We start from the raw sequence: 22,534 nt of genomic DNA on the forward strand, positions 1-22,534 counted from the left end.
CAAAGGTGAAGGCGCATATCAGAAAGAGCCAGGCGACGGGCAGAAGCATCACAACGGCAAATTGTCATGCTTCTTCCACGGGTTCTCGAGGCTCTTGTTGGCCAGTTTGCGCAATCCCAGCGCAATGCGTTTCCGCGTTGAATGGGGATGGATCACTTCGTCGATATAACCGCGAGAAGCCGCCACGAAGGGATTTGCGAAGCGGTCTTCATATTCCTTCGTTTTCTCGGCGATCTTGTCGGGATCGTCGCGGTCCTGACGGAAGATGATTTCCACCGCGCCTTTGGCGCCCATCACCGCAATCTCTGCGGTCGGCCATGCGTAGTTGAGATCGCCGCGCAAATGCTTGGATGCCATCACATCATACGCGCCGCCATAGGCCTTGCGGGTGATGATCGTGATCTTGGGCACAGTTGCCTCACCATAGGCGAACAGCAATTTCGCACCGTGCTTGATGATGCCATTGTGCTCCTGTGACGTGCCGGGAAGGAAGCCGGGCACATCAACCAGGGTGACAATGGGAATGGAAAAGGCATCGCAAAAGCGCACGAAACGCGCGGCCTTGCGGCTGGCATTGATGTCCAGCACCCCTGCCAGGACCATCGGCTGATTGGCGACAAAGCCCACCGGCTTACCTTCGATCCGGCCAAAACCTGTAATGATATTTGGGCCATGCGCAGGCTGGATTTCGAAGAAAGTCCCCTCATCCACTATTTTCGCGATCACCTCATGCATGTCATAAGGCATGTTGGCATTTGCAGGGATCAGCGTGTCGAGGCTTTCTTCCAGCCGATCCCACGGATCATCGGTTGGCAATTCGGGCAATGCGGCTTGGTTGGAAGCGGGCAGAAAGCCCATCAGATCGCGCGCCGCGAGCAACGCCTCTATATCATTTTCCAGCGCAAGATCGGCAACGCTGGTCTTGGTGGTGTGCACCACTGCGCCGCCCAACTCTTCCTGCGTGACCTCTTCATTGGTGACAGTTTTGACCACTTCGGGGCCGGTCACGAACATGTAGGAGCTGTCCTTCACCATGAAGATGAAGTCCGTCATGGCGGGCGAATAGACCGCGCCGCCCGCGCAAGGCCCCATGATAAGCGAAAGCTGCGGCACCACGCCCGATGCCAGGACATTGCGCTGGAACACCTCGGCATAGCCGCCAAGGCTTGCCACGCCTTCCTGAATGCGCGCACCGCCGCTGTCATTAAGGCCGATGACAGGCGCGCCGACCTTCATCGCCATGTCCATCACCTTGCAGATCTTCTCCGCATGGCGTTTGGACAGCGAACCGCCAAAGACGGTGAAATCCTGACTGAATACATAGACCAGCCGGCCATTGATGGTTCCCGAACCGGTGACCACGCCATCGCCGGGAATCTTCTGATCCTGCATCCCGAAGTCGACACAATCATGTTCGACATAGGTATCGAGTTCTTCGAAACTGTCTTCGTCCAGCAGGATATCCAGCCGCTCGCGCGCGGTCAGCTTGCCCTTGGCGTGCTGCGCATCAATACGCTTTTGCCCGCCGCCCATCCGGGCGGCTTCGCGGCGTCGTTCCATTTCGGCGATATTTGCTGACATGACTGATGACTCTGGCTTTTGTGAAACATGCGGGATGAAACCGCAGGGCCAAACAGTCCAATGTTAAATTGCAAATTTGCAAACTGGATGTTTGCAAAGTTTCCCCTGCGTGTGGGCGATATTTCTAATTTATCTGAAAAGGAAAAGCCAGAACGCAGCCGTGGCGATAATTGCGAAGACGAAGACGGAGAATGCTGTCGTTCGCGCCGTGTCCACCTGATAGCCCGCGCCGACATCCATGACAAAGTGTCGCAGACCTGATCCAAGATGCTGGAAAAACGCATAGGTGAGGCCGATCAGCACAATCATGCCAACCCATGACGAAGCAAAGCCGTGGAATGTTTCATAGGCTTCAGGCCCGGCAGAGACGGCATAAAGCCACCACACCAGCATAGGCAGCCCGAGCAGCGCCATACCGTCGCCCGTTATGCGATGGAAAATGGATGTAATCGCATGGATTTCCCACTTCCAGATAGACATATGGGGGGAAAGCGGGCGCTGCGGTTTGTTCTGAGCCATTTTTCGTCCTTGTTTCTGCTTCGCCCTAAAGCAAGCTGCAGAGGCCTTGTAAAGCGCCGCGCGGCTCACGGTTGCCAAGCTCATGCGTCAAATCCCTTCGAAATGGCAAGAGCAGCGATGGATCATGCGCGGCGATACAGGCCGCTTTGACCGGCAAGGTCATTCCTGATCGTGGTCGCGGCGACAGCTGCCTGGCCCATCGCATTGCCAATCTGGTCCAGCCCGACAACCACATCCCCGGCAGCAAACAAGCCCTCTGCGGATTCAAGTATGAAGATATCGTCATTACCCCGCGTCATCTGCTGGATCTCGAGATATTGTGGTTCTACCCCGTAATTCGCAGCATGCTGACGCATCCGCTTCAGCAAATCATTGCCTGAAATGCCATCGGGATAACCGGCCAGATTGTGGCTGCAGGGTATCCAGCTGGCCCTGCTCGAATTACCATCGAACAGTTGCACCTCAAGATGATAGCGCGAAAGATAGACCGCAGCGGTCAAACCGGCAGGACCTCCCCCAACGATAATACAGTCACTGACATCCATGTTGCAGCCAAAGCATCACGAGAATGTCAGGGTCCAGCCCGCCCGCAGTGGAGGCCTGCAACCGTGCCGCGCTTTGGCGATGCGGATCAGAGCGGCGATCAGACCAATGGCCAGGTGAGCCATCCCTTGCCTAGTGAAGCTCCTTCTTGGGCGAAATCCATCTCGCTTTTCTCGGGATGCATCGCGGCACCGATCAATATCAAGGCCGGCCCTTCCCCGAGCGCGGTTCGAGCGGCAATGGATAGCAGGTCTAGCCGGGTGTGAAAGCGACGCTCTTCCGGCAGACTTGCGCTTTCCACCAAAGCCACCGGCGTTTCACCGCTGAGGCCGGCATCGATAAGGCCACGAGCGATCTCGGCCGCCGCCGATTTGCCCATGTAGATGGCCAGTGTCGCCTCCGGATCGGCAAGCGAACCCCAGTCCAGGGGAAGCAGCTTTCCTTTTCTCGTATGGGCGGTGACGAATACCAGCTTTCTTGCGATGCCGCGCAGAGTCAGCGAATTTCTGATACTTGCCGATGCGGCACTTGCGGCGGTGATACCGGGACAGATCGAAACTTTCAGCCCTGCCTCCCGACAGGCTGTCAGTTCTTCCATTGAACGTCCGAAGATGGACGGATCACCGCCTTTCAGTCGCACCACGCGTTCGCCCGCCCGCGCGGCTTCTACGATCAGGGTATCAATGCTCTTCTGGTCCTTCGAATGTTGACCTGCGCGCTTGCCGACTGACACCAGCCTGACATTGGAGGGCACCAGATCGAGAACGCCCGGCCCGATCAGCGCATCGTGAAAAACCACGCTGGCCGCACAAATCAGTTTCTCAGCCTTTCGGGTAAGCAGATCGGGATCGCCCGGCCCCGCCCCCACCAGCCAGACTTCGCCTGGAGCTATCATACCGCCGCCTCCCTGAGTGCACCGGAATGTTCCTGGATAATACGCGCGATGAGCGGCCGACAAGAGCCGCAATTGGTGCCCGCACTGATCCTGGCCCCCACCTCTGCCACGCTGGCCGCACCATTGTCGACTGCTTGGCGCACCGCGTTTTCGCCGATGTCATAGCATACGCAGACGAGCGGCCCGGTGTCAGGCTGCGGTGAGCTTGGCCGTCCTGCCAGCCATTCAGTTGTGGCACATTCTGTCTGGGCAAACTGCCGAACAAGCCAGTCGCGATGCGGAATTTCTCCGCTTCTCGTCACATAAAGCAGCGCTTCCGGTGCGCTGCCTGCGCCTGCCACCAGAATTCTCCGCATACCGCGAACAAAGTCGCACACTTCGCTCCGCTCGCCCGGCGGAAGCAATTTGTCCACGTTAATGGCACCGTCGCCGGCCAGTTCGGTAAACCAGCCGCCATCAATGCGTGAGCGCACCCAATATCCTGCGTCTTCTGGACGGACGGGTTTGCGCGAAAGCAGGAAGGCCCGCCAGCCCGGATTATATGGAGCAACTTGGGCCGGGACATTCTTGAAGCCCGGCTGGCCCGAAACCGGATCGCATTCGGGATGAACCAGCAACCCCGTACGGCCAGCTCCGGAATTAGCGTCAGTCCAATGCATGGGAGCAAAGATCTCGCCAGCCCGCTGGTCCTCGTTAAAGGCGACGCGGTAGGCGCTGCGACCAGCGGTAGTCTCGATGTGAGCCAGCCCGCCATCGCTCAAGCCATGCGCCTCACCATCCGCGGGCGCGATCTCCAGAAGCGGTTCAGGCCGGTGCGCGGAAAGCCGGGCACTAAGGCCGGTTCGGGTCATAGTGTGCCACTGATCGCGATACCGCCCGGTATTGAGGGCAAGGGAAGGGCCCGCGCCCCGCGCTTTGGAGGGGCTGACCGCAACGATGTTGGCCTTGCCGGATGCGGTGGAAAAGCCGTGTTCAAAAGGTCGCGCGCCGCCCCATTGGAACGGCTGCATGCGATCATAGGCCTTGTCGGTAATCCCGGCCTGATTGCTCAGGTCGAGCAGCTTGCCATGCCGTGTCGCGAGAACTGTCATTTCGGAATATTCGCGAAAGACGTCTGCCGGGGATTCAAAATCAAAGGACTGCCCATGGCCGAGCCGTGCGGCAACATCGCATACGATCTTCCAGTCAGCCCGTGCCTTACCGGGCCGAGCCATGAAGGCGCGCTGGCGCGAAATGCAGCGCTCCGAATTGGTGACCGTGCCATCCTTCTCTCCCCAACCCAGCGCGGGCAGACGAACATGGGCGAGTTTTGCCGTGTCGGTATCAGCGATGATGTCGGAAACGATCACATTGGGGCATCGCGCCAAAGCCTCTCTGACGAAGCCTGCATCAGGCATGGAAACGGCCGGGTTCGTAGCCATGATCCAGACGAATTTCACCTTCCCTGCATGCACCGCTCGGAAAAGGTCAACAGCCTTCAAACCGGGCCCGGAGCAAAGCCGTGACGTCTGCCAAAAATCGGCTACACTCGCCCGTTCCGCTTCGGAAAAGCCAAGATGGCAGGCAAGTATGTTGGCAAGCCCGCCCACTTCGCGTCCCCCCATCGCATTTGGCTGACCGGTCATACTGAAAGGCCCGGCACCAGGCCGCCCAATCCGCCCCATGGCGAGATGCAGGTTGATGATGGCATTACCCTTGTCGGTACCGCAAACCGACTGATTGGCGCCTTGGCTGAAGAGGGTCACCATGCGCGAATTGGAATCCACCAATTCGGCCAGCTCGTTAAACACGGCGGGATCGATGTCATGGGCCGCCGGGTCAAGCGCGTCCAGAAAACCCTCTGGCAAAGTGCAATGATCATCGAGGAAACTGCCATCGAGCCGACCGCGATCGATCATCTCCGCCAGAAGGGCATTGAAAAGCGCAATATCGCCATCGGGCGGCAGGGGGATATGCAGGTCTGCCATGGCGGCCGTTTCAGTGCGGCGCGGATCCACGACGATGATTTTCGTGCCGCGTCTCTCCCGCGCCTTTTCGATCCGCTGCCATGCCACCGGATGGCACCATGCTGTGTTCGATCCGACGAGAATGACGAGATCGGCTTCATCCAGATCCGCATAGGAGCACGGCACGACGTCCTCCCCGAAGGCCCGATTATGCGCAGCTACTGCGCTGGCCATGCAAAGACGTGAATTCGTGTCGATATTGCCAGTGCCGACGAAGCCCTTCGCCAGCTTGTTGGCGACATAATAATCTTCTGTGAGAAGCTGACCGGAGAGGTAGAAGGCGACGCTGTCGGGTCCATACTGCTCAACGGTATCGCGCATGCGCGACGCGACGTCATCCAGCGCACTATCCCAGCCGACCGTTCGCTGTCCGATCATTGGATAATGCAGCCGGCCTTCCAGCCCCACCGTCTCTGCCAGATGCGTCCCCTTGGAACAAAGACGCCCGTGATTGGCCGGATGCTGCCGATCACCCTCAATCGAAACTTGCCGCTTATTCGAAGATTCAACATCTATCCCGCAGCCGACGCCGCAATAAGGGCAAGTGGTCTTGGTTTTGGTGTCGCGCATGCCCGGTCAGGCCGACTGTGCGGCCGAAGAAGGCTGGCTCGGCATGAACTGTGGAACTACGGCCTCACGCAACAGGAAGATGCGTCCGGCATCCAGCTTGAGCGGGATGGTAGGCGTGCACCCCTCGTCTTCTCCCTGCGCTTCACCGCTCTGCAGAGAAATACGCCAATTGTGCAGCGGGCAGGATACGGTGTCACCGTGGATGATGCCCTGGCTGAGCGGCCCCTGTCTGTGCGGACATTTGTTCACCAGCGCATAGAATTTACCGCGCATGGTATGGAAAACGGCGATCTCCTCGCCTCCTTCGACCGGAAGAGTACGGGCGCTCCCCGGCCCGATCTGTACGACCGGGCCGATATCCAGCCATTTACCGACAGTGGCCTGTGTCATTATGCTTTCTCCATCGCCAAGGGACGCACTTCGGCGAGGTGACTGTGCAGGTCCTTCCGATCGCCCGCGGCGCGCTGTGCCCAGGGATCGTCCTGCGAGAATTGCTGCGAGTAGCGGAAGCGTTGGGCCAGACGGCTTATGCTTTGAGGATCGTCAAACAGCTGGGCCTTGATCCAGTCGAGCCCCTTGCGTTCAAGCCACGGCGCTGTTCGATCGAGATAATGCGCGTCCTCCCGATAAAGCTGGATGAAGGCGAGGCAATGCTCCATTGCCTCTTCCTCGGTTTCCACCTTGCACAGCAGATCGGTGACGCGGACCTTAATTCCGCCATTACCACCCACATGCAGCTCATATCCTGAATCGACGCAGATCACGCCGAAATCCTTGATCGTCGATTCGGCGCAATTGCGCGGACAACCGCTGACCGCCATTTTGAACTTGTGCGGCATCCAGCTACCCCAGGTCGCATGCTCCAGTTTGACGCCGAGCCCGGTCGAATCCTGCGTTCCAAAGCGGCACCATTCAGAACCGACACAGGTTTTGACCGTGCGAAGCGCCTTGCCATACGCATGGCCGGAGACGAGACCGGCGGCGTTGAGATCAGCCCAGACCGCTGGCAGATCCTCCTTGCGAATACCAAAGATATCGAGGCGTTGACCGCCCGTAACCTTAACCATGCGGGCATCGTATTTTTCCACCGCATCGGCGATTGCGCGTAGCTCGCGCGGATTGGTAATGCCGCCAAAGAAGCGTGGAACCACAGAATAGGTGCCGTCCTTCTGGATATTGGCATGCAGCCGCTCGTTGACGAAACGGCTTTTCTGGTCGTCCACATATTCGCCGGGCCAGGCGCACATCAGGTAGTAATTGAGCGCCGGGCGGCACGCCGAACACCCATCGGGCGTGGTCCAGTGCAGCTCTTGCATAACCTCGGGAATTTCCTTGAGTTGCTTTTCGAGGATCAGCCGGCGCACATCATCATGGGTGAAACTGGTGCAGGAACACATAGTTTGCGGTCCGCTCTCCACCTCGCCGCCCAATGTAAGCGACAGCAGACTCTCCACCAGATCCGTGCAAGAACCGCAGCTGGCAGACGCCTTGCATTGACTGCGAACCGCGTCGAGACTGTGGGCGCCCTTTTCGATGCAAGTGACGACCGTGCTTTTCGATACGCCGTTGCAGCCGCAGATTTCTGCGTCGTCCGAAAGGGCGGCAACGGCGAAACTAGGGTCCGCAAGGGCGCCCCCACTGGCGAAGGCCTGGCCAAAGATCAGCCCCTCTCGAATATGCGATAGATCTTCCTCCTTCCGCAGCAGGTCGAAATACCAATTGCCATCAGCAGTATCACCATAAAGCACCGCGCCGATCAGCCTGTCATCCTTCAGAACCAGCCGCTTATACACGCCGCGCGTCGCGTCGCGCATCACGATGTCCTCGCAGCCTTCACCGCCCGAAAAATCGCCAGCGGAGAACAAATTGATTCCGCTGACCTTTAGCTTGGTGGAGGTGACGGAACCGGGATACCCTGTGGGTGCATCAGTGGCGTGATCGGCCAGCGCGCGACACATTTCCCACAATGGCGCGACAAGCCCGTAACAAAGGCCGCGATGCTGCACACATTCGCCGACCGCCATGATGGCGGGATCAGAGGTGACCATGTGGTCATCAACCATGATGCCGCGCTCACAATCGATCCCGGCCTGTTTTGCAAGACCGGTAGATGGCCGAATTCCCACCGCCATCACGACAATATCGGCCTTGACCCTCGTGCCGTCTTCCAGCTCGATCCCGGCGACCCTACCTTCTTTACCCTGAATTTCCTTGGTATTCGCGCCGGTCAGAATAGTCTGCCCCCGACTTTCCAACTCCTGTCGCAAAAGCCAGCCTGCCGCTTCATCCAGCTGGCGCTCCATGAGTGTGGGCATCAAGTGAATGACGGTGACCTTCATACCGCGTAGTGAGAGGCCATGCGCGGCCTCAAGCCCCAGCAACCCGCCGCCGATGACAATTGCATCGCCACCCTTCTCGGCCGCAGCGACCATATTCTCGACATCATCGAGATCGCGGAAGGTCACCACGCCCTCAAGATCATTGCCCGGAATCGGGATGATGAACGGGTCAGAGCCCGTTGCTATTACTAGCTTGTCATAAGGCGCGACCTGGCCCGAGCGGGTGACCACGGTCTTGGCATCGCGATCAATATGATCGACCGGACTACCGCCGCTGAGGGCGATATTGTTTTCTTCATACCAATCCTGTCCGTTGATGACGATCTCATCAAAGGTCTTCTCTCCTGCGAGAACGGGAGAGAGCATGATACGGTTATAATTGACGCGCGGCTCAGCGCCGAAAATCGTGATCTCGTATCGATCGGGATCGCGCGTGAGGATTTCTTCCACCGCGCGGCACCCGGCCATGCCGTTGCCGATCACGACCAGCTTTTCCTTGGCGGTCCGCATTTCTTTGAAGGGCGTTTGTGTGTTCACTCTTACCTCCACAGGCCGCAGCCCGAACGCGCACGCAAAAAAGCCGCCAAGTCGCGTCCTGAGGAGGACAGACCAGGCGGCACCATTGCCACGCAACTGATTGAATGGGTTTCGCTTATACCCGGCCCTTCAATGAGCCGCGCGATTCCCGTGTGATTTCTTCATTACACCATGCAGGTGGGCGACGACAAGTATTTATTGCAGTGCAATATCCTGAGGCCACCCCTCTGCAAAAACTCTAGAAACTGTATTGGGCCTGTATCCAGAGCTTCTCCGTATCGACGGCGAATCCGCCCGCATCGTAATTCGCGTATTTCAGCAAGATTCCTACCGGCCCCGCGTCGAAGCCAATCGAGGCGTCCCACTCGCTGCCATATTCCAGACCGCCAAAATCGCTGTCGAACTGGTGATAGGTCACCCCAGCCTTGAAGGTGGCAACACCCGGAAGCGTAAAGGGCCGCCGGATCGTGGCGTAGTAATCGCGCACCCCGTTCGCAGGGGTCACCAGAAAAATATCCGCCCAGCCCTGGAAAGCATGCAAGGTTGCCAGCGGAGTCTGGAATGCGGCCATTCCTCCATCGCTTCCCAGCTCTTCATAGCCGGCTGTCAGAGTAAACCCGGCAAGGCCCAATCCTGCAGAGAAAGCATAGAATTCTGCCGTGTAATCGCCAGGATTTGCGCCCGCCTCGTCCTGCGTGGCCAGCGCGCCCGACAGCTTGAGAGCAGTCGCGCCCAGCGGGATCTCCACATCGGCCCTGACGCCGTAGGTCTGAGAGGAGAAGGCAACCCGCGTGTCGTAATCGAGGATATGGACGAACCCGGTTACATCCACTCCCCCGATGTCGATACCAAGGTTGCCGAGAAAGAAAGTGCCCTCGAAATGTTCGTTGGGGCTGTCATTGCCAAAAATTGTGCGCTGCGAAATCGCGTAAGCGCCATCGAAGCTCACTTTGCCGCGGCGCGCCTGAAAGCGCAATGCATCGAAGGTCTGCTCGTTCTGACGCCAGCCGACATTCCCCACGAAACGGGCGTCACCCATGATTATGCGCTGGCGGCCGAGCGTGCCGGTGTAGCCACTTCCGGAGTAGGACAGCTGGAGCCGGTTCAGCTCTGCATTTTCCGGATCGGCGACAACTGAAAAAGGCTCGATGCCGTTGCCGGGCAATGTGTCATTATAGTCATCTGCCAGCGCGCCGGTGAATTCCCCTTCGGCAAGAACTTCGAGACCGCCGGTGGCGATCATCGCCCCTATCCGTGCTCGGGCTGTCAGTGCATCGGCATTGTCCGCCGCATTGTCCTGATTGACCGTTTCATAGCGGACGCGTGCATTAGCCATGATGCGCAGCGAGATGTCCTCGCCCAGCATGATCGGCTCATCGGGAGCGGCCAGTGCCGGTGTGGCGACAAGGATAGAAGAAGCAGTAAGCAGAAAAATCGAAAAACGCATGGGTCACCTCCCTCGTGCGAACCCAGGGTTCGCTATCGAATTGAGAGGCGGACGCCATTGCCCGCCGACAGCCGAATATACCGGCAGATCATATGTCGCTGGTGACGGCGCCTTTGCCGCCCCTGCCTCTTTCAAAGTGTACTGTCAGGCCGCCTGAGCGGCTGGCCCGTGATCATATTCGGCGAGGAAATGCAGAACTTCCTGTCGATAGCGATAGAATTGTGGATGATCGAGCAACTCCTTACGGTTGCGGGGGCGCGGCAAATCCACTTCCAGCACCTTGCCAACAGTCGCCTGGGGACCATTGGTCATCATAACCACCCGATCAGCCAGCAGGATCGCCTCGTCGACATCGTGTGTCACCATGATGGCGGTCACCTCGGTGCGGTTCCAGGTTTCTACCAGCACATCCTGCAAATCCCAGCGTGTCAGGCTGTCGAGCATTCCGAAAGGCTCATCAAGCAGTAGCAATCGCGGGCTAAGCGCAAAGGCCCGGGCAATGCCAACGCGCTGACGCATGCCGTTCGACATCTCCGCAGCCAGCTTGTCCTTGGCAGTCCCAAGCCCCACTCTTTCTAGGTAATAATCCACGATGTCGCGCCGTTCGGCCCGGGCAGCGTGAGGATAGACGCGCTCCACACCCAATGCGACATTCTGCCGCGCCGTCAGCCAAGGCATGAGGCTGGGCGACTGGAACACTACAGCCTTGTCCGGCCCGGCGGTGCTGATTTCGCGGTTTTCCAGCACGATACCGCCGCCCGAAATCTCGTTGAGCCCTGCCGCCATCGTCAGGACGGTCGACTTGCCGCAGCCCGAGTGGCCGATCAGAGAGACGAATTCCCCCTTGTTCATGATCAGGCTGAAATCCTCGACCACCGTAAGAGGCCCTTTGGGCGTGGGATAGACCTTGTCGAGCTTGAAGAATTCAAGATAGCGTTTGTCGACCGGACTCTGCGCCGCTTCGCGATAGGCTTGCGGGGGTGGTGCAAGGTCAAGCGGGGTGACATTGGGAAGATCGATCGTACTTCCACCCACGGCGCCGGATGCATCATTAAGCGATCCCAGATAGGACACGATTTCGCGGCGGAGCTGCTGATAACGGGCATCCCCATTCACTTCCTCGCGGTCACGAGGACGCGGCACATCCACATCGTAGATGTTGCCGATCCGTGCCGCGGGAGCAGGAGTGAGCACCGCAACGCGATCAGCCAGAAGAAGCGCTTCATCCACGTCATTGGTAACAAGAAGAATGGTGCGACCCTCTTCCTTGCGAATCCGCTCTATCTCGTCCTGCAATTTGGCGCGTGTCAGCGCATCAAGGGCCGAAAGCGGCTCATCCAAGAGAAGAATCTCCGGCTCCATCGCCAGCGCCCGAGCCACGGCCACCCGCTGACGCATGCCACCCGATAATTGTCCCGGTTTGCGGTCTATCGCATGGCCCAATCCGACAAGCTCGACCTTTTGCTTCACCAGCGCGCCACGCTCAGCCTTGCTCTTGTCTTTGTGCACGGCGTCTACCGCCAGCGCGACATTCGCTTCGACTGTCAGCCATGGAAAGAGCGAATAAGACTGAAAGACAAGACCGCGATCTTTGCCTGTACCTTCAATTCTGGCTCCCCTGAGGAGGATATCTCCTGTGTCGGGTTCGACAAGTCCGGCGACTGAATTGATCAGCGTAGTCTTGCCCGCCCCGGAAAAGCCAAGGATCGCTACGAATTCACCTTCGGCAATGTCGAGGTCAATGCCTCCCAATACTTGGGTCGCTTCGCCATTCTGGCTGGCATAGGTTTTGGTTACGCCCCTCAGGGAAAGGATCGGCTGTGCCATAATCATATAGTCCTGTTGCGGGAGACAAAGGATTGCAGGGCCATCATGATCCGGTCGAGACCAAAGCCGATCAAACCGATCACGATGACGGCAAACATGATTCGGGCCAGCGACTGACTTGAGCCGTTTTGGAACTCATCCCACACAAACTTGCCGAGACCCGGATTCTGGGCGAGCATTTCCGCCGCAATCAGCACCATCCAGCCTACGCCAAGCGACAACCGCATGCCGGTAAAGATGTAAGGCAGGGAGGCAGGCAAGACCAGACAAGTCAGCTTGGCGAACCAGCCCAGCTTGAGCACCCGGCCTACATTGAGCAGATCTTTGTCAATCGAACTGGCGCCGACAGCCGTGTTGATGAGCGTCGGCCAGAGAGAGCACAGCATCACCACCAGGGCGGATATCACGAAAGCCTTTGGCAGAAACGGGTCCGCACCGGTGATCATTGCAGAAATAACCATGGTCACGATGGGCAGCCATGCCAGCGGGCTGACCGGCTTCATGATCTGCACAATCGGATTAATTGCTGCATTGAGCAAAGGCGACAACCCGCACGCAAGGCCAATCGGCACAGCTACCACGGTGGCAAGTCCGAATCCCAGGGCCACCGTTTCCAGAGAGGTGAGAATCTGGTCAAGGAAGGTAGGCGGACCGGCGTAGGTAAAATCAGTCACCGCACCGGGGTTGCCCGCCTCTATTGCTGCTTGATTGCGCACTTCCTGATCGGCGTAGAATTGCGCTTCGATTTCCTGCGCTGCACCCCACTCGTCAAACAGCGCGGCGCCCTGTTCAACGACCTCGACCGGCCCGGGCAGCGCGCCGAGCGACGTATCAACTTGTGGAGCAAGCACAGCCCACATGCCAAGAAACACCAAGATCCCCATCATTGGCGCGATCAACCCGCGCATCAAGTCCGGCATTTTGGCCGCCAGCAGACCGGATCCATTTCCCTTTGAAGAGGTTCCCGGTTTCGCAGCCGAGCCGTCGGGCTTGTTGGCGAGCGAAGCGGAAGCCTCCTCGGTCGCGGGCACTTTCTGCCCTTCCAAATCTACAAATGCGGTAGCCATGTTGGAATATCCTTCGCTCTTCGCAGCAATCAATTCTCGGAGATGCCGGCTGCGGTAACGCGCTGGCCCTGTTTCAGGCCGATGCTGAAACGCGACAGGTAATCATTGGGTGCGCGGCCATCGAAAGTGATACCATCGATGAACCCGCTTTGGGGATCGCGGAAACCGTCCGTCGTGGGGACGTCGCCTTCAGCGATGACGCCGTCTTCGATCAATTGATTGGCGGCTGCCATGTAGAGATCGGGACGATAGACCGCCTGCGCTGTGGTGAAGTACCAGTCATCGCTCTTGTCGCTGGCGACCTGACCCCAGCGGCGCATTTGGGTGAGGTACCAGATGGCGTCCGAATAATAGGGATAGCCGGCATATTTATTGAAGAAGACGTTGAAGTCCTGCGCAGGCCGCGTGTCCCCCTTTTCGAAGGTGAAGTAGCCGGTCATGCTGGCGGCGATCACATCGGCATTGGCTCCGACATAATTGGGTCGCGACAGAATCTCGACCGCTTCTTCGCGATTGACCCCATCATCCGCGTCGAGCCATTGTTGAGCCTTGATGATCGCGCGCAGCAATGCCGCAATTGTGGCCGGGTAACGCTCGGCAAAGTCTTCTCGCAGCCCCAGCACCTTTTCCGGATTGTCGTTCCATATCTGGTCGTCGGTAATCACCGGCACGCCAATACCCATGGACACTGCCTGCTGGTTCCAAGGTTCGCCGACGCAATAGCCTTCGATTGTTCCTGCTTCGAGCGTCGCGGGCATTTGCGGAGGAGGCGTAACAGATAGTTTGACGTCTGCATCCACTGTGCCAGTCACGTCGCCATCGGTGTAGAATCCCGGGCTCAGACCTCCGGCCGCGAGCCAATAGCGCAGTTCATAATTATGGGTCGAGACGGGGAATACCATCCCCATATTGAAGGGGCGCCCCTGCGCCTCGAACTGCTCAACCACGGGCTTCAGATGCGACGCCGAAATCGGATGGACAGGACGGCCATTTTCTTCGGGCAGGTCGTCGCGAATCATGTCCCAAACGCGGTTCGATACGGTTATTGCATTACCGTTGAGATCAAGGCTGATCGGTGCGATCAAGTCAGCTTTCGTGCCGTAACCAATGGTTGCCGCGATGGGTTGCCCTGCCAGCATGTGGGCCGCGTCAAGCTGGCCGCCGATGACGCCGTCAAGCAGCACCTTCCAGTTCGCCTGCGGTTCCAGCCGGACATTGAGCCCTTCTTCCGTGAAGAAGCCTTTTTCAAGCGCCACAGCCAGTGGAGCCATGTCGGTCAGCTTGATGAAGCCCAGCGTGAGGTTGGGTTTCTCGATCGGCCCATCGATGCTGGCCGCGCCGGCTTTCGCCTCGCTATTCGCTTCACTGCTACCGCAGCCTGCCAGCGTTATTCCCGCTGCCAGTGCCGCAAGGACTCCCAAAGTCCTACGCCTGTTGAAGCCGCGATTTCCAAGCCTGATCATCGATTGCATCTCCAAGTGCCGGCGCAGAACACAAAAAAGCCGCCACGACATGGCCCCACTCAAGGGCCAGATCGGGCGGCGACGTTGCCACGCAATGTTGAAACTGGGAGGAACCGCCGACAATCACCCGTCAATGGGTGGAGCGGCTCCGCTCAATCATTTGAATAGGCGATTCGGAGGCGCGCAGTAAAGCGTTTTTTGCAGTGCAGCGTAAAATTTGTTGTTATGGCAGTTGCGCGAGATAGGCTTCAATCATCTCGGGGTCGAAGCTTCTTCCGTCGAAAAAACTGTTGGCTGACAGCGTGATGGTCCCTTGCTGTGCGCCGATCTGGGTAAGCTGGCTGACACTTCCCTCCACCTTTGAATTGGCCGCAGGCAAATCATCCCCCGTGTCTTTCAGCGCAGAGCGATAGACATCGGGCCGGAACACGCCGGCTGCCCTGCGGGCCACTTCCGCGTCGTACTCGACCTGGCCCCAGCGGACCATTTGCGAATAAAGCCAGGCAGCTTGGCTCACCCATGGGAAATTAGCGGCCTCGCTATGTTGGAACATAAAATCGGGATAATGCACCTCGCCCGCGCCCTTTACCAATACAAGGTGATCAGAGATTGAGCGCCGCACCAGTTCTTCGGGTGCATTGAGGTAGGATTCCTGCGCGAGGATTCGGGCATTGGTTTCCCAGTTCTCTGGGTCGACGAAATGCGCCCCTGCCTTTCGCAATGCGCGGATCAGGCTTTCCACATCCTCTCGCCGGTCGGTCATGACACCTTCCTTCATAGCCAGAACCTTTTCGACGCCCCGCCGCCAGATTTGTGCGGTGGCGAGAACGATTGTCCCAACGTCGCGCTCCACGCTGACGCTGTTCCATGGCTCGCCCACGCTGGCCCCGTCGATCTCGCCCGCGGCCAGTGCATCGGCTACGAAAGGTGGGGCAATGGTAACGATTTCGACGTCCTTATCCGGCCTGATGCCCGATGCTGCGAGCCAGTAGCGAAGTTTGTAACTATGGCTTGAATAGCGGTGTACGACTCCGAAGCGCATCCTGCGATTCGATGTTTCCAATTCCTGCTTGAGCGCCGCACCCACCGCAGCGGGATCGCCAAATCGGCCCGGCTTGCATATTTTCTGCGCGAGAGGTTTCGCCACCGTGATGGCATTGCCATTGAGACCGAGCACGAAGGGCGCGACCAGTGAGGATGCCGGACGGCCACGACCCAGCGTCGTCGCAATGGCTAGCGGGGCCAACATATGGGCAGCATCGCTATGACCGTACAGCAATCGATCAAGCACAGTTGCCCAACTCACATCGCGCAGGAAGGTGAAAGCAAGTCCCTCCTCTTCCGCAAAGCCATGCTCCTGTGCCAGGATCGGCAGGCAGGCATCGACCAGTGGAAGAAAACCGATTTTCAATTCGCGCGTCACTTCGACTCCATTCGTCAGTCCTTCATCAGCTCGTGGGCTGTGACCACGGCCTCCGCAATGTCGATGATGCGCCGGCTCGACGACATCGCCTTACGCCGAAGCTCACCATAGGCCTCAGGTTCGGAAACGCCTTTATTGTCTATCAAGATACGCTTGGCCCTGTCGATCGTTTCGCGGTCAGCCAGCTTGCCCTTGGCGTCCGCAAGTTCCGATTGCAGGCGAGAGAATGCATTGAAGCGTCTTACGGCAAGATCGAGAAGCGGCTTGATCCTGTTGCTTGCAAGACCGTCCACCACATAGGCGGAGACGCCAGCATCGATGGACGCAGCAATGGCATCATCGTCGCTTTCGTCAACAAACATGGCAATCGGACGGTCGAGCAAACGGCTGACGGCGAAATATTCCTCCAGCACGTCGCGCGACGGATTGCCAAGATCGATTAGCACGACGTCCGGACCGATCTCTTCTATACAGGCAAGCAGGCCTTTACGCTCGCTCAGGACATACAGATCGCAACCATCAAGTTGCGACAGCCCTTCCTCGATGATGGACGCGCGCGCTGCACTTTCATCGACGATGGCGATCTTCATGCGTGCACTATTGCACTGCAACATAGACCGGGCAAGCTTCTACCAGACAATAAGGCACAATTACTATCAGTACCTAGGGCGTTCCCGGCATTTGGTACATCCGTTCTCGCATCGCATTTAGGCACCCGAGTCCGTCTCTCATGCCCGTGCTGGTTTGCCATTCGACATATGGGGACCGCCGCCTCATCGCGAATCGAGGCAGGCAAAGGACAATTCCGGCTTTCGGCCAACTCGGATTTAGTGGCTAAACCAGTCGAACCAGCAAGATGGCGCGCGTAGGGCAGAAGCCAAACTGTGTCAGCAGAGCGCGTCTTTGCACAAATACCATCTGCTCGCGCTAAATTAGGGTCGTAAGGCTTGACCATGGCCACATTTTGCATATGGTACATAGCGTTGCATATAAGAATCGTAAAAGCGATTAATCATTTACGCGACGGGAGCAAGGATATTTCTCATGATCGACACTGCAGAACTCGTTGATAACGCGACGGGAAGCCAATCGCGCAAGGTATTTTGGGACAAAGACGTCTATCAGCTTGAGCTGGAGCGCATTTTTTCGCGCTGCTGGCTGTTTCTCGGCCACGAATCATCTATCCCGAAGCCTGGCGATTTTCTGACTACTTTCATGGCTGAGGATCGGGTGATCCTCTCCCATCAGGCCGATGGTTCCTACAAAGCCTTCATCAATTCTTGCACCCATCGCGGCAATCAGGTGTGCCATGCCGATTCTGGCAATGCCAAGGCCTTCGTGTGCAATTATCATGGCTGGGTTTTCGGGCAGGACGGTGCACTCGTGGATGTGCCGATGGAAGCGCGCTGTTATCATAACAATCTCGAGAAGTCAGAGCTGGGACTGAAGCAGGTCAGAGTGGAATCCTACAAGGGGTTCATTTTTGGCTGCCATGATCCCGAGGCGCCTCCGCTGCAGGAATATCTTGGCGATTTTTGCTGGTATCTCGATACTATCTGGGGTGGGCCTGATGGCGGTATGGAGCTTCTCGGCCCGCCGATGAAAAGCCTGCTGTCATGCAACTGGAAGGTTCCAACCGAAAATTTCGTTGGCGATGGCTATCATGTGGGCTGGACCCACGCTGCGGCGCTGCAGATGATTGGCGGAGAACTGGCGGCATTGTCAGGCAATCGCGCAGATATGCCGTTTGACGATCTTGGGCTTCAGTTCACCACGCGACATGGACATGGGTTTGGCGTAATCGACAATGCCGCGACCGCCATTCACGTGAATCGTGAAGGTTATCAGAAATTCCTTGAAGACAATCGTGGCAAAGTTCGGGAGGAGCTCGGACCAGAACGTGAGCGGCTCTATATGGGCCATTGGAACTCGTCCATCTTCCCGAATTGTTCGTTTCTCTACGGCACTAACACCTTCAAGATTTGGCATCCTCGCGGACCGCATGAAATCGAGGTGTGGACTTATACTCTGGTTCCCCGAAATGCCGATGACGAGACGAAGCGATCGATTCAGCGCGAAGCTATCCGGTCTTTCGGTACGGCCGGAACGCTGGAAAGCGACGATGGCGAGAACATGTCCTCGGCCACCTACGTCAACCAAGGCCGTATCACGCGCCAGGGCCGCCTGAATTCAAGCATGGGCGTCCAGCGAGAAGGGCCACACCCGGTTTATCCCGGCATTGTCGGGGTCAGCTTCATCGGTGAAACATCTTATCGTGGTTTCTATCGCTTCTGGCAGGAAATGCTCGAGGCGCCAGACTGGGCGGCTGTTCACGCTAACGATGACAATTGGGACGAGATGTGGACCAATCGCAATTTCTGGCCTGACCGGATGGCGTCCAACCCAGATACTTCTGCCTGAGCTCGTAAAACCGGAAAACACAATGACAAACCAACGCCAAGCCGTCGGCATGGAGCTTCACCACGCCATCTCCAGCCACTACGTCATGGAGGCGCGACTGCTGCAAGATCTGCAATATCGTGAGTGGTTCGATACCGTTATTGCCGAGGACATTCACTATTGGATGCCCATCTTTGAGCAGCGCTACGTTCGCGACCGTCGAGCCGAGCCTACACCTAACGATGCAGCAATCTTCAATGACAATTACGAAGAGTTGAGTCAGCGGGTTGACCGACTCCTGACCGGACAGGTGTGGATGGAAGATCCACCTTCGCGGATCCGCTATTTCGTCACCAATGTTGAGGCATACGAAACAGCTCCTGACGAATTTGAAGTCTTTTCGAATGTGCTCGTCCATCGAAACCGGCGCCAAACTGAAGTCTATGTCCATACACTCGGTCGCGAAGACAAAATGAGAAAGACGGACGAGGGCTTCAAGGTATTCAGCCGTAAGATCATACATGATGCCCGGGTGGTGCAGGACAAGAACTTGTATTTCTTCGCCTAGACTTAACTAGAAATCTAATTCCTGAGAGAGAATGTCATGGAAGCACTGGCTGCAATCATTGAGAAACAAGGTGGCGATTTCGTACTGGACAATGTTTCGCTTGAAGAACCGCGAGATGGCGAAGTTCTGGTCAAGGTGGCGGCAGCTGGAATGTGTCACACCGATCTGACCGTTCGAGATCAATTCTACCCCACCCCTCTGCCAGTAGTGCTCGGGCATGAGGGTTCGGGCGTTATCGAAAAGGTTGGCCGAGGCGTTACAACGGTAAAGCCCGGCGACAAGGTTGTGCTTTCCTTCAGCTATTGCGGCACTTGTCCGTCTTGCCTGAAGGGGCATCAGGCATATTGCCCCAGCCTCTTCCCCCTGAATTTCATGGGCCGCCGACTAGATGGCTCTACCCCGATCACACGTAATGGTGAGGAAGTGAATGCCTGCTTCTTTGGTCAATCCTCCTTCGCCACCTATTCGATCACGACTGAAAACAATTGCGTCAAAGTCGCCGACGATGCGCAGATCGAATTGCTGGGACCGCTTGGCTGCGGTATCCAGACTGGCGCAGGCGCAATTTTGAATGCCCTGCAGCCTGACCCGGGATCCACGATAGCCATTTTCGGGGTCGGTTCGGTTGGACTTAGCGCAGTAATGGCGGCCAAGGCGTCAGGATGCCTGACGATCATAGCGGTCGATCGCAATCCCGCGAGGCTCGAACTTGCCCGCGAACTGGGCGCAACCGACGTTATAGATGCCAGCCAGACTGATGCACAGGAAGCTATTGTCGGCATGACCGGCGGTGGGGTCGACTTCGCGATGGACACAACTGCCATCCCCTCCGTATTACGGTCTGCTGTAGAAAGCACCCATAATGTCGGAGAGACTGCGGTCGTCGGCGGGGCCAAGCTTGGTACAGAGTTCTCGCTCGACATGAACAATATGCTTTTCGGCCGCAAGCTGCGTGGCGTGATCGAAGGATCAAGCACTCCGCAGGTCTTTATTCCGCAGTTGATCGCAATGCAGAAGGCGGGCCAGTTCCCCTTCGAGAAGCTTTGCACTTACTACGATTTCGATCAGATCAATGAAGCTGTCGAAGATACCGAAAAGAATGGCACAGCAATCAAGGCAATCCTGAAAATGTAATCTCCTTTTGTAGGAGGAGTTTTACCAAAGATCGGGGGCCAACTCCTGCATTTTATCGTGACAGGTATTCAAGTCTTTGAGGGGTGAAATGCCCAGAGGTTCACCACCTCTTGGCGGATATTTTTCAGCCAGCAAAAATCGCCCACGCTGATCCCAGAATTAAGGAATGTCAGCTTGGCAATTCTATAGAAAGGAACGAGGCTTATGGATTATGACCGCAAGGACGCGAAGGCTTGGGCTACTGAGAATGTCCGGGGATTTTACCAATGCCCCATTACCCCGATGACATCTGACTACAAATTCGACGTTGATGGCATCCGCTACAACATCGATAAATATGTCGAAATGGGCGTAAATGGTTTCGTAGGCGGTGGCTTCATTGCCGAATGCTGGAATGTCACCTTGTCCGACTGGTATCGCTATCACGAGATTCTTGCAGAGGCCAATGATGGCCGCCTCGACCTCTGGACGATCATTCTGGATCCCAGCGTTTATCAGGCGATCGAGAAAATGAAGTTCGTCGAGGAACTGGGCTTCAATGGCGCGGAGGTGATCAATCCTGTCGTCCAGCTCAAGCGTGATGATGAGATCTTCGACTGGTACAAATATCTGACAGATCGCACTGATATGGCCGTATGCCTGTATCGCACGCCTGTTTCCGGCACTGTATTGAGTTGGGATTTGCTGCGCCGACTTGCCGACCTTGAAACAGTGATCGGGGTCAAGCAGGGCGTGATGAGCCGGGCGGAAACGCTGAAGATCCGGCAGTTAATGCCCGACGGCTTCAATACGATGGAACCGTTCGAGTATTTCTTCCTCGACGATTTGCGTAATGGCGGCACGGTCTGCTGGGGTGAACTGTCCTACATGCTTTACGGTAAGAAGCGTCACCTCGCGAAGGATTATGTCCGCCTTGCACATGAAGGCAAGTGGGAAGAAGCCAGAGCTGCTTCCGAAGGCCTGAACGAGGTGCGTGAATTCTATCACGACAATTTCCTGTGGGATATTGCACGTACCGCCACATATGCCAGCGCGCTTGCCAACGTGAAGGCCTGGTATGAGGCGATCGGCCTCAAGGCCGGCCCGATCCTTCCGCCAGTTGCCGATGTGACGCAGGAAAAGAAAGAACAGATCAGCGAGCAACTCAAGGCGTTGGGTGTCGCCTGAACGAAACAGCATAGGGGTGACAGGACATGTCGAAGCAATTGCACTTCTGCATTCACGGTGCGGGCGGATTAGGCTCTCTGATAGGTGGCTTCCTCGCCCGTGGCGGACACAAAGTCACACTCATTGCCCGAAAACCCCATGTGGAGGCCATCCGTAGCGATGGCCTCCATGTAGAGGGGGTGCGCGCGCAATTCGTTCAGAAAGACAATTTGTTCGCTGTCGAGACGCCAGATGAGGTTGAGGGGGATATCGATTATTATATCCTCTTAACGAAGGCGAAGGGTTCCGATCAGGCGCTGTCTGACGCGCAGATTCTGGTCGATCGCACCGCCTGCGCACTGACAATGCAAAACGGTGTGAACAAAGAAGGAAAGCTGCAGGCCGCCTTCGGTAAGGACAAAGTCATCGGTGGCTCTATCATGGATGGCGCGACCTTGCTGGGGCCGGGCAAGACCCTTAATCACATGGCTGTACCAATTACCGCATATTTCGGTGAGCTGGAGGGTGGAGAAAGCGATCGAACGCGTGCGATCGCAGACGCTCTCAACCAAGCGGGGATGGGTTCGCGCGCTACCCCCGATATCGTACACGTCCATTGGGAAAAGCTGGTGCAGGTCGGTGGTGCGTCAGGGTGGAGCGCAAGTACGCTTGGAGGAATTACCAAACTCGATTTTGTCGATGGAATTGCGGTAACTGAAGGGGCGGAGCAATATGTCCTCCTGGTGAAGGACCTGATAGCCATCTACCGGGCTCTGGGATACGAACCGCAGAATTTCTTCGCACCGGTGTCGCGTTTGATCGAGATTGACCAGGAAAGCTTCGAAGAAGCTGTCAAAGGCGTGCTTGAACTCGGAACGCGGTTCAAACCTGAGAACCGTCCGGTCCGCACCTCGATGCACGATGACCTTGTAGCCGGTCGGCGAATGGAGGTTGATGAAGTGCTGGGTCCGCTAGCAGATGCAGCAAAGCGGCTGAATGTCGATGCCCCTACTTTCCTCTCCGCCTTTCGGGTGTTGAAGACCCTTAACGCATACCTATAGGATTGCCT

General features: G+C 57.1%; 18 protein-coding genes. 5 read left to right on the top strand and 13 right to left on the bottom strand.

Annotation, left to right across the window (positions count from 1 at the left end):
• Positions 1-48 precede the first annotated feature (48 nt).
• From CP97_RS13910 to CP97_RS13970, 13 genes are all read right to left on the bottom strand, one after another.
• Positions 49-1,581: an acyl-CoA carboxylase subunit beta gene (locus CP97_RS13910; protein ID WP_048886443.1), complete on the bottom strand. Its 1,533-nt coding sequence runs from the start codon at positions 1,579-1,581 to the stop codon at positions 49-51.
• A 129-nt stretch (positions 1,582-1,710) separates the two neighbouring features.
• The gene (sdhC, locus tag CP97_RS13915; RefSeq protein ID WP_048887037.1) at positions 1,711-2,100 is read right to left on the bottom strand and encodes a succinate dehydrogenase, cytochrome b556 subunit; all 390 of its coding nucleotides are present in this window, start codon (positions 2,098-2,100) and stop codon (positions 1,711-1,713) included.
• Positions 2,101-2,222: 122 nt separating this feature from the next.
• Positions 2,223-2,600 carry an NAD(P)/FAD-dependent oxidoreductase gene (locus tag CP97_RS16760; RefSeq protein ID WP_418202073.1) on the bottom strand — a complete coding sequence of 126 codons (378 nt, stop codon included), beginning with the start codon at positions 2,598-2,600 and terminating at the stop codon, positions 2,223-2,225.
• 143 nt (positions 2,601-2,743) lie between these two features.
• Entirely contained in the window at positions 2,744-3,538 is a 795-nt protein-coding gene (gene cobA, locus CP97_RS13925; RefSeq protein ID WP_048886444.1) for a uroporphyrinogen-III C-methyltransferase, read from the bottom strand.
• Positions 3,535-6,114: a nitrate reductase gene (locus CP97_RS13930; protein ID WP_048886445.1), complete on the bottom strand. Its 2,580-nt coding sequence runs from the start codon at positions 6,112-6,114 to the stop codon at positions 3,535-3,537. The genes cobA and CP97_RS13930 overlap by 4 nt, the downstream gene beginning before the upstream one ends.
• A 6-nt stretch (positions 6,115-6,120) precedes the next feature.
• Positions 6,121-6,504 (bottom strand): nitrite reductase small subunit NirD, encoded by a 384-nt coding sequence (nirD, locus tag CP97_RS13935; RefSeq protein WP_048886446.1) that lies wholly within the window; start codon positions 6,502-6,504, stop codon positions 6,121-6,123.
• Positions 6,504-8,963 (bottom strand): nitrite reductase large subunit NirB, encoded by a 2,460-nt coding sequence (nirB, locus tag CP97_RS13940; RefSeq protein WP_149036552.1) that lies wholly within the window; start codon positions 8,961-8,963, stop codon positions 6,504-6,506. The genes nirD and nirB overlap by 1 nt, the downstream gene beginning before the upstream one ends.
• Positions 8,964-9,228: 265 nt before the next feature.
• Entirely contained in the window at positions 9,229-10,437 is a 1,209-nt protein-coding gene (locus CP97_RS13945) for a hypothetical protein (RefSeq protein WP_048886447.1), read from the bottom strand.
• A gap of 144 nt (positions 10,438-10,581) precedes the next feature.
• Positions 10,582-12,264, bottom strand: a complete 1,683-nt coding sequence (locus CP97_RS13950) for an ABC transporter ATP-binding protein (RefSeq protein ID WP_048886448.1) — start codon at positions 12,262-12,264, stop codon at positions 10,582-10,584.
• A gap of 2 nt (positions 12,265-12,266) precedes the next feature.
• Complete coding sequence (locus tag CP97_RS13955; RefSeq protein WP_048886449.1) at positions 12,267-13,331, bottom strand: ABC transporter permease; 1,065 nt, start codon at positions 13,329-13,331, stop codon at positions 12,267-12,269.
• Positions 13,332-13,360: 29 nt separating this feature from the next.
• Positions 13,361-14,752 (bottom strand): CmpA/NrtA family ABC transporter substrate-binding protein, encoded by a 1,392-nt coding sequence (locus tag CP97_RS13960; RefSeq protein WP_227819613.1) that lies wholly within the window; start codon positions 14,750-14,752, stop codon positions 13,361-13,363.
• 265 nt (positions 14,753-15,017) lie between these two features.
• The gene (locus CP97_RS13965) at positions 15,018-16,217 is read right to left on the bottom strand and encodes an ABC transporter substrate-binding protein (RefSeq protein ID WP_048886450.1); all 1,200 of its coding nucleotides are present in this window, start codon (positions 16,215-16,217) and stop codon (positions 15,018-15,020) included.
• A gap of 14 nt (positions 16,218-16,231) precedes the next feature.
• A complete protein-coding gene (locus tag CP97_RS13970; protein WP_048886451.1) occupies positions 16,232-16,807 on the bottom strand; it encodes an ANTAR domain-containing response regulator in 576 nt (191 codons plus the stop codon).
• Positions 16,808-17,261: 454 nt separating this feature from the next.
• Between CP97_RS13970 and CP97_RS13975 the strand changes: the two genes are divergently transcribed.
• The 5 genes from CP97_RS13975 (at position 17,262) to CP97_RS13995 (ending at position 22,526) form a co-directional block, all read left to right on the top strand.
• Positions 17,262-18,638: an aromatic ring-hydroxylating oxygenase subunit alpha gene (locus tag CP97_RS13975; RefSeq protein ID WP_048886452.1), complete on the top strand. Its 1,377-nt coding sequence runs from the start codon at positions 17,262-17,264 to the stop codon at positions 18,636-18,638.
• Positions 18,639-18,660: 22 nt separating this feature from the next.
• Positions 18,661-19,185: an aromatic-ring-hydroxylating dioxygenase subunit beta gene (locus CP97_RS13980; protein WP_048886453.1), complete on the top strand. Its 525-nt coding sequence runs from the start codon at positions 18,661-18,663 to the stop codon at positions 19,183-19,185.
• A 36-nt stretch (positions 19,186-19,221) separates the two neighbouring features.
• Positions 19,222-20,319: an NAD(P)-dependent alcohol dehydrogenase gene (locus tag CP97_RS13985; RefSeq protein ID WP_048886454.1), complete on the top strand. Its 1,098-nt coding sequence runs from the start codon at positions 19,222-19,224 to the stop codon at positions 20,317-20,319.
• Between the two features lie 204 nt (positions 20,320-20,523).
• Positions 20,524-21,486: a dihydrodipicolinate synthase family protein gene (locus CP97_RS13990; RefSeq protein ID WP_048886455.1), complete on the top strand. Its 963-nt coding sequence runs from the start codon at positions 20,524-20,526 to the stop codon at positions 21,484-21,486.
• 26 nt (positions 21,487-21,512) lie between these two features.
• Positions 21,513-22,526 (top strand): ketopantoate reductase family protein, encoded by a 1,014-nt coding sequence (locus CP97_RS13995; protein WP_048886456.1) that lies wholly within the window; start codon positions 21,513-21,515, stop codon positions 22,524-22,526.
• Positions 22,527-22,534: the final 8 nt, after the last annotated feature.

It is taken from the genome of Aurantiacibacter atlanticus, from assembly GCF_001077815.2.
In the GTDB taxonomy this organism is placed as follows: domain Bacteria; phylum Pseudomonadota; class Alphaproteobacteria; order Sphingomonadales; family Sphingomonadaceae; genus Alteraurantiacibacter; species Alteraurantiacibacter atlanticus.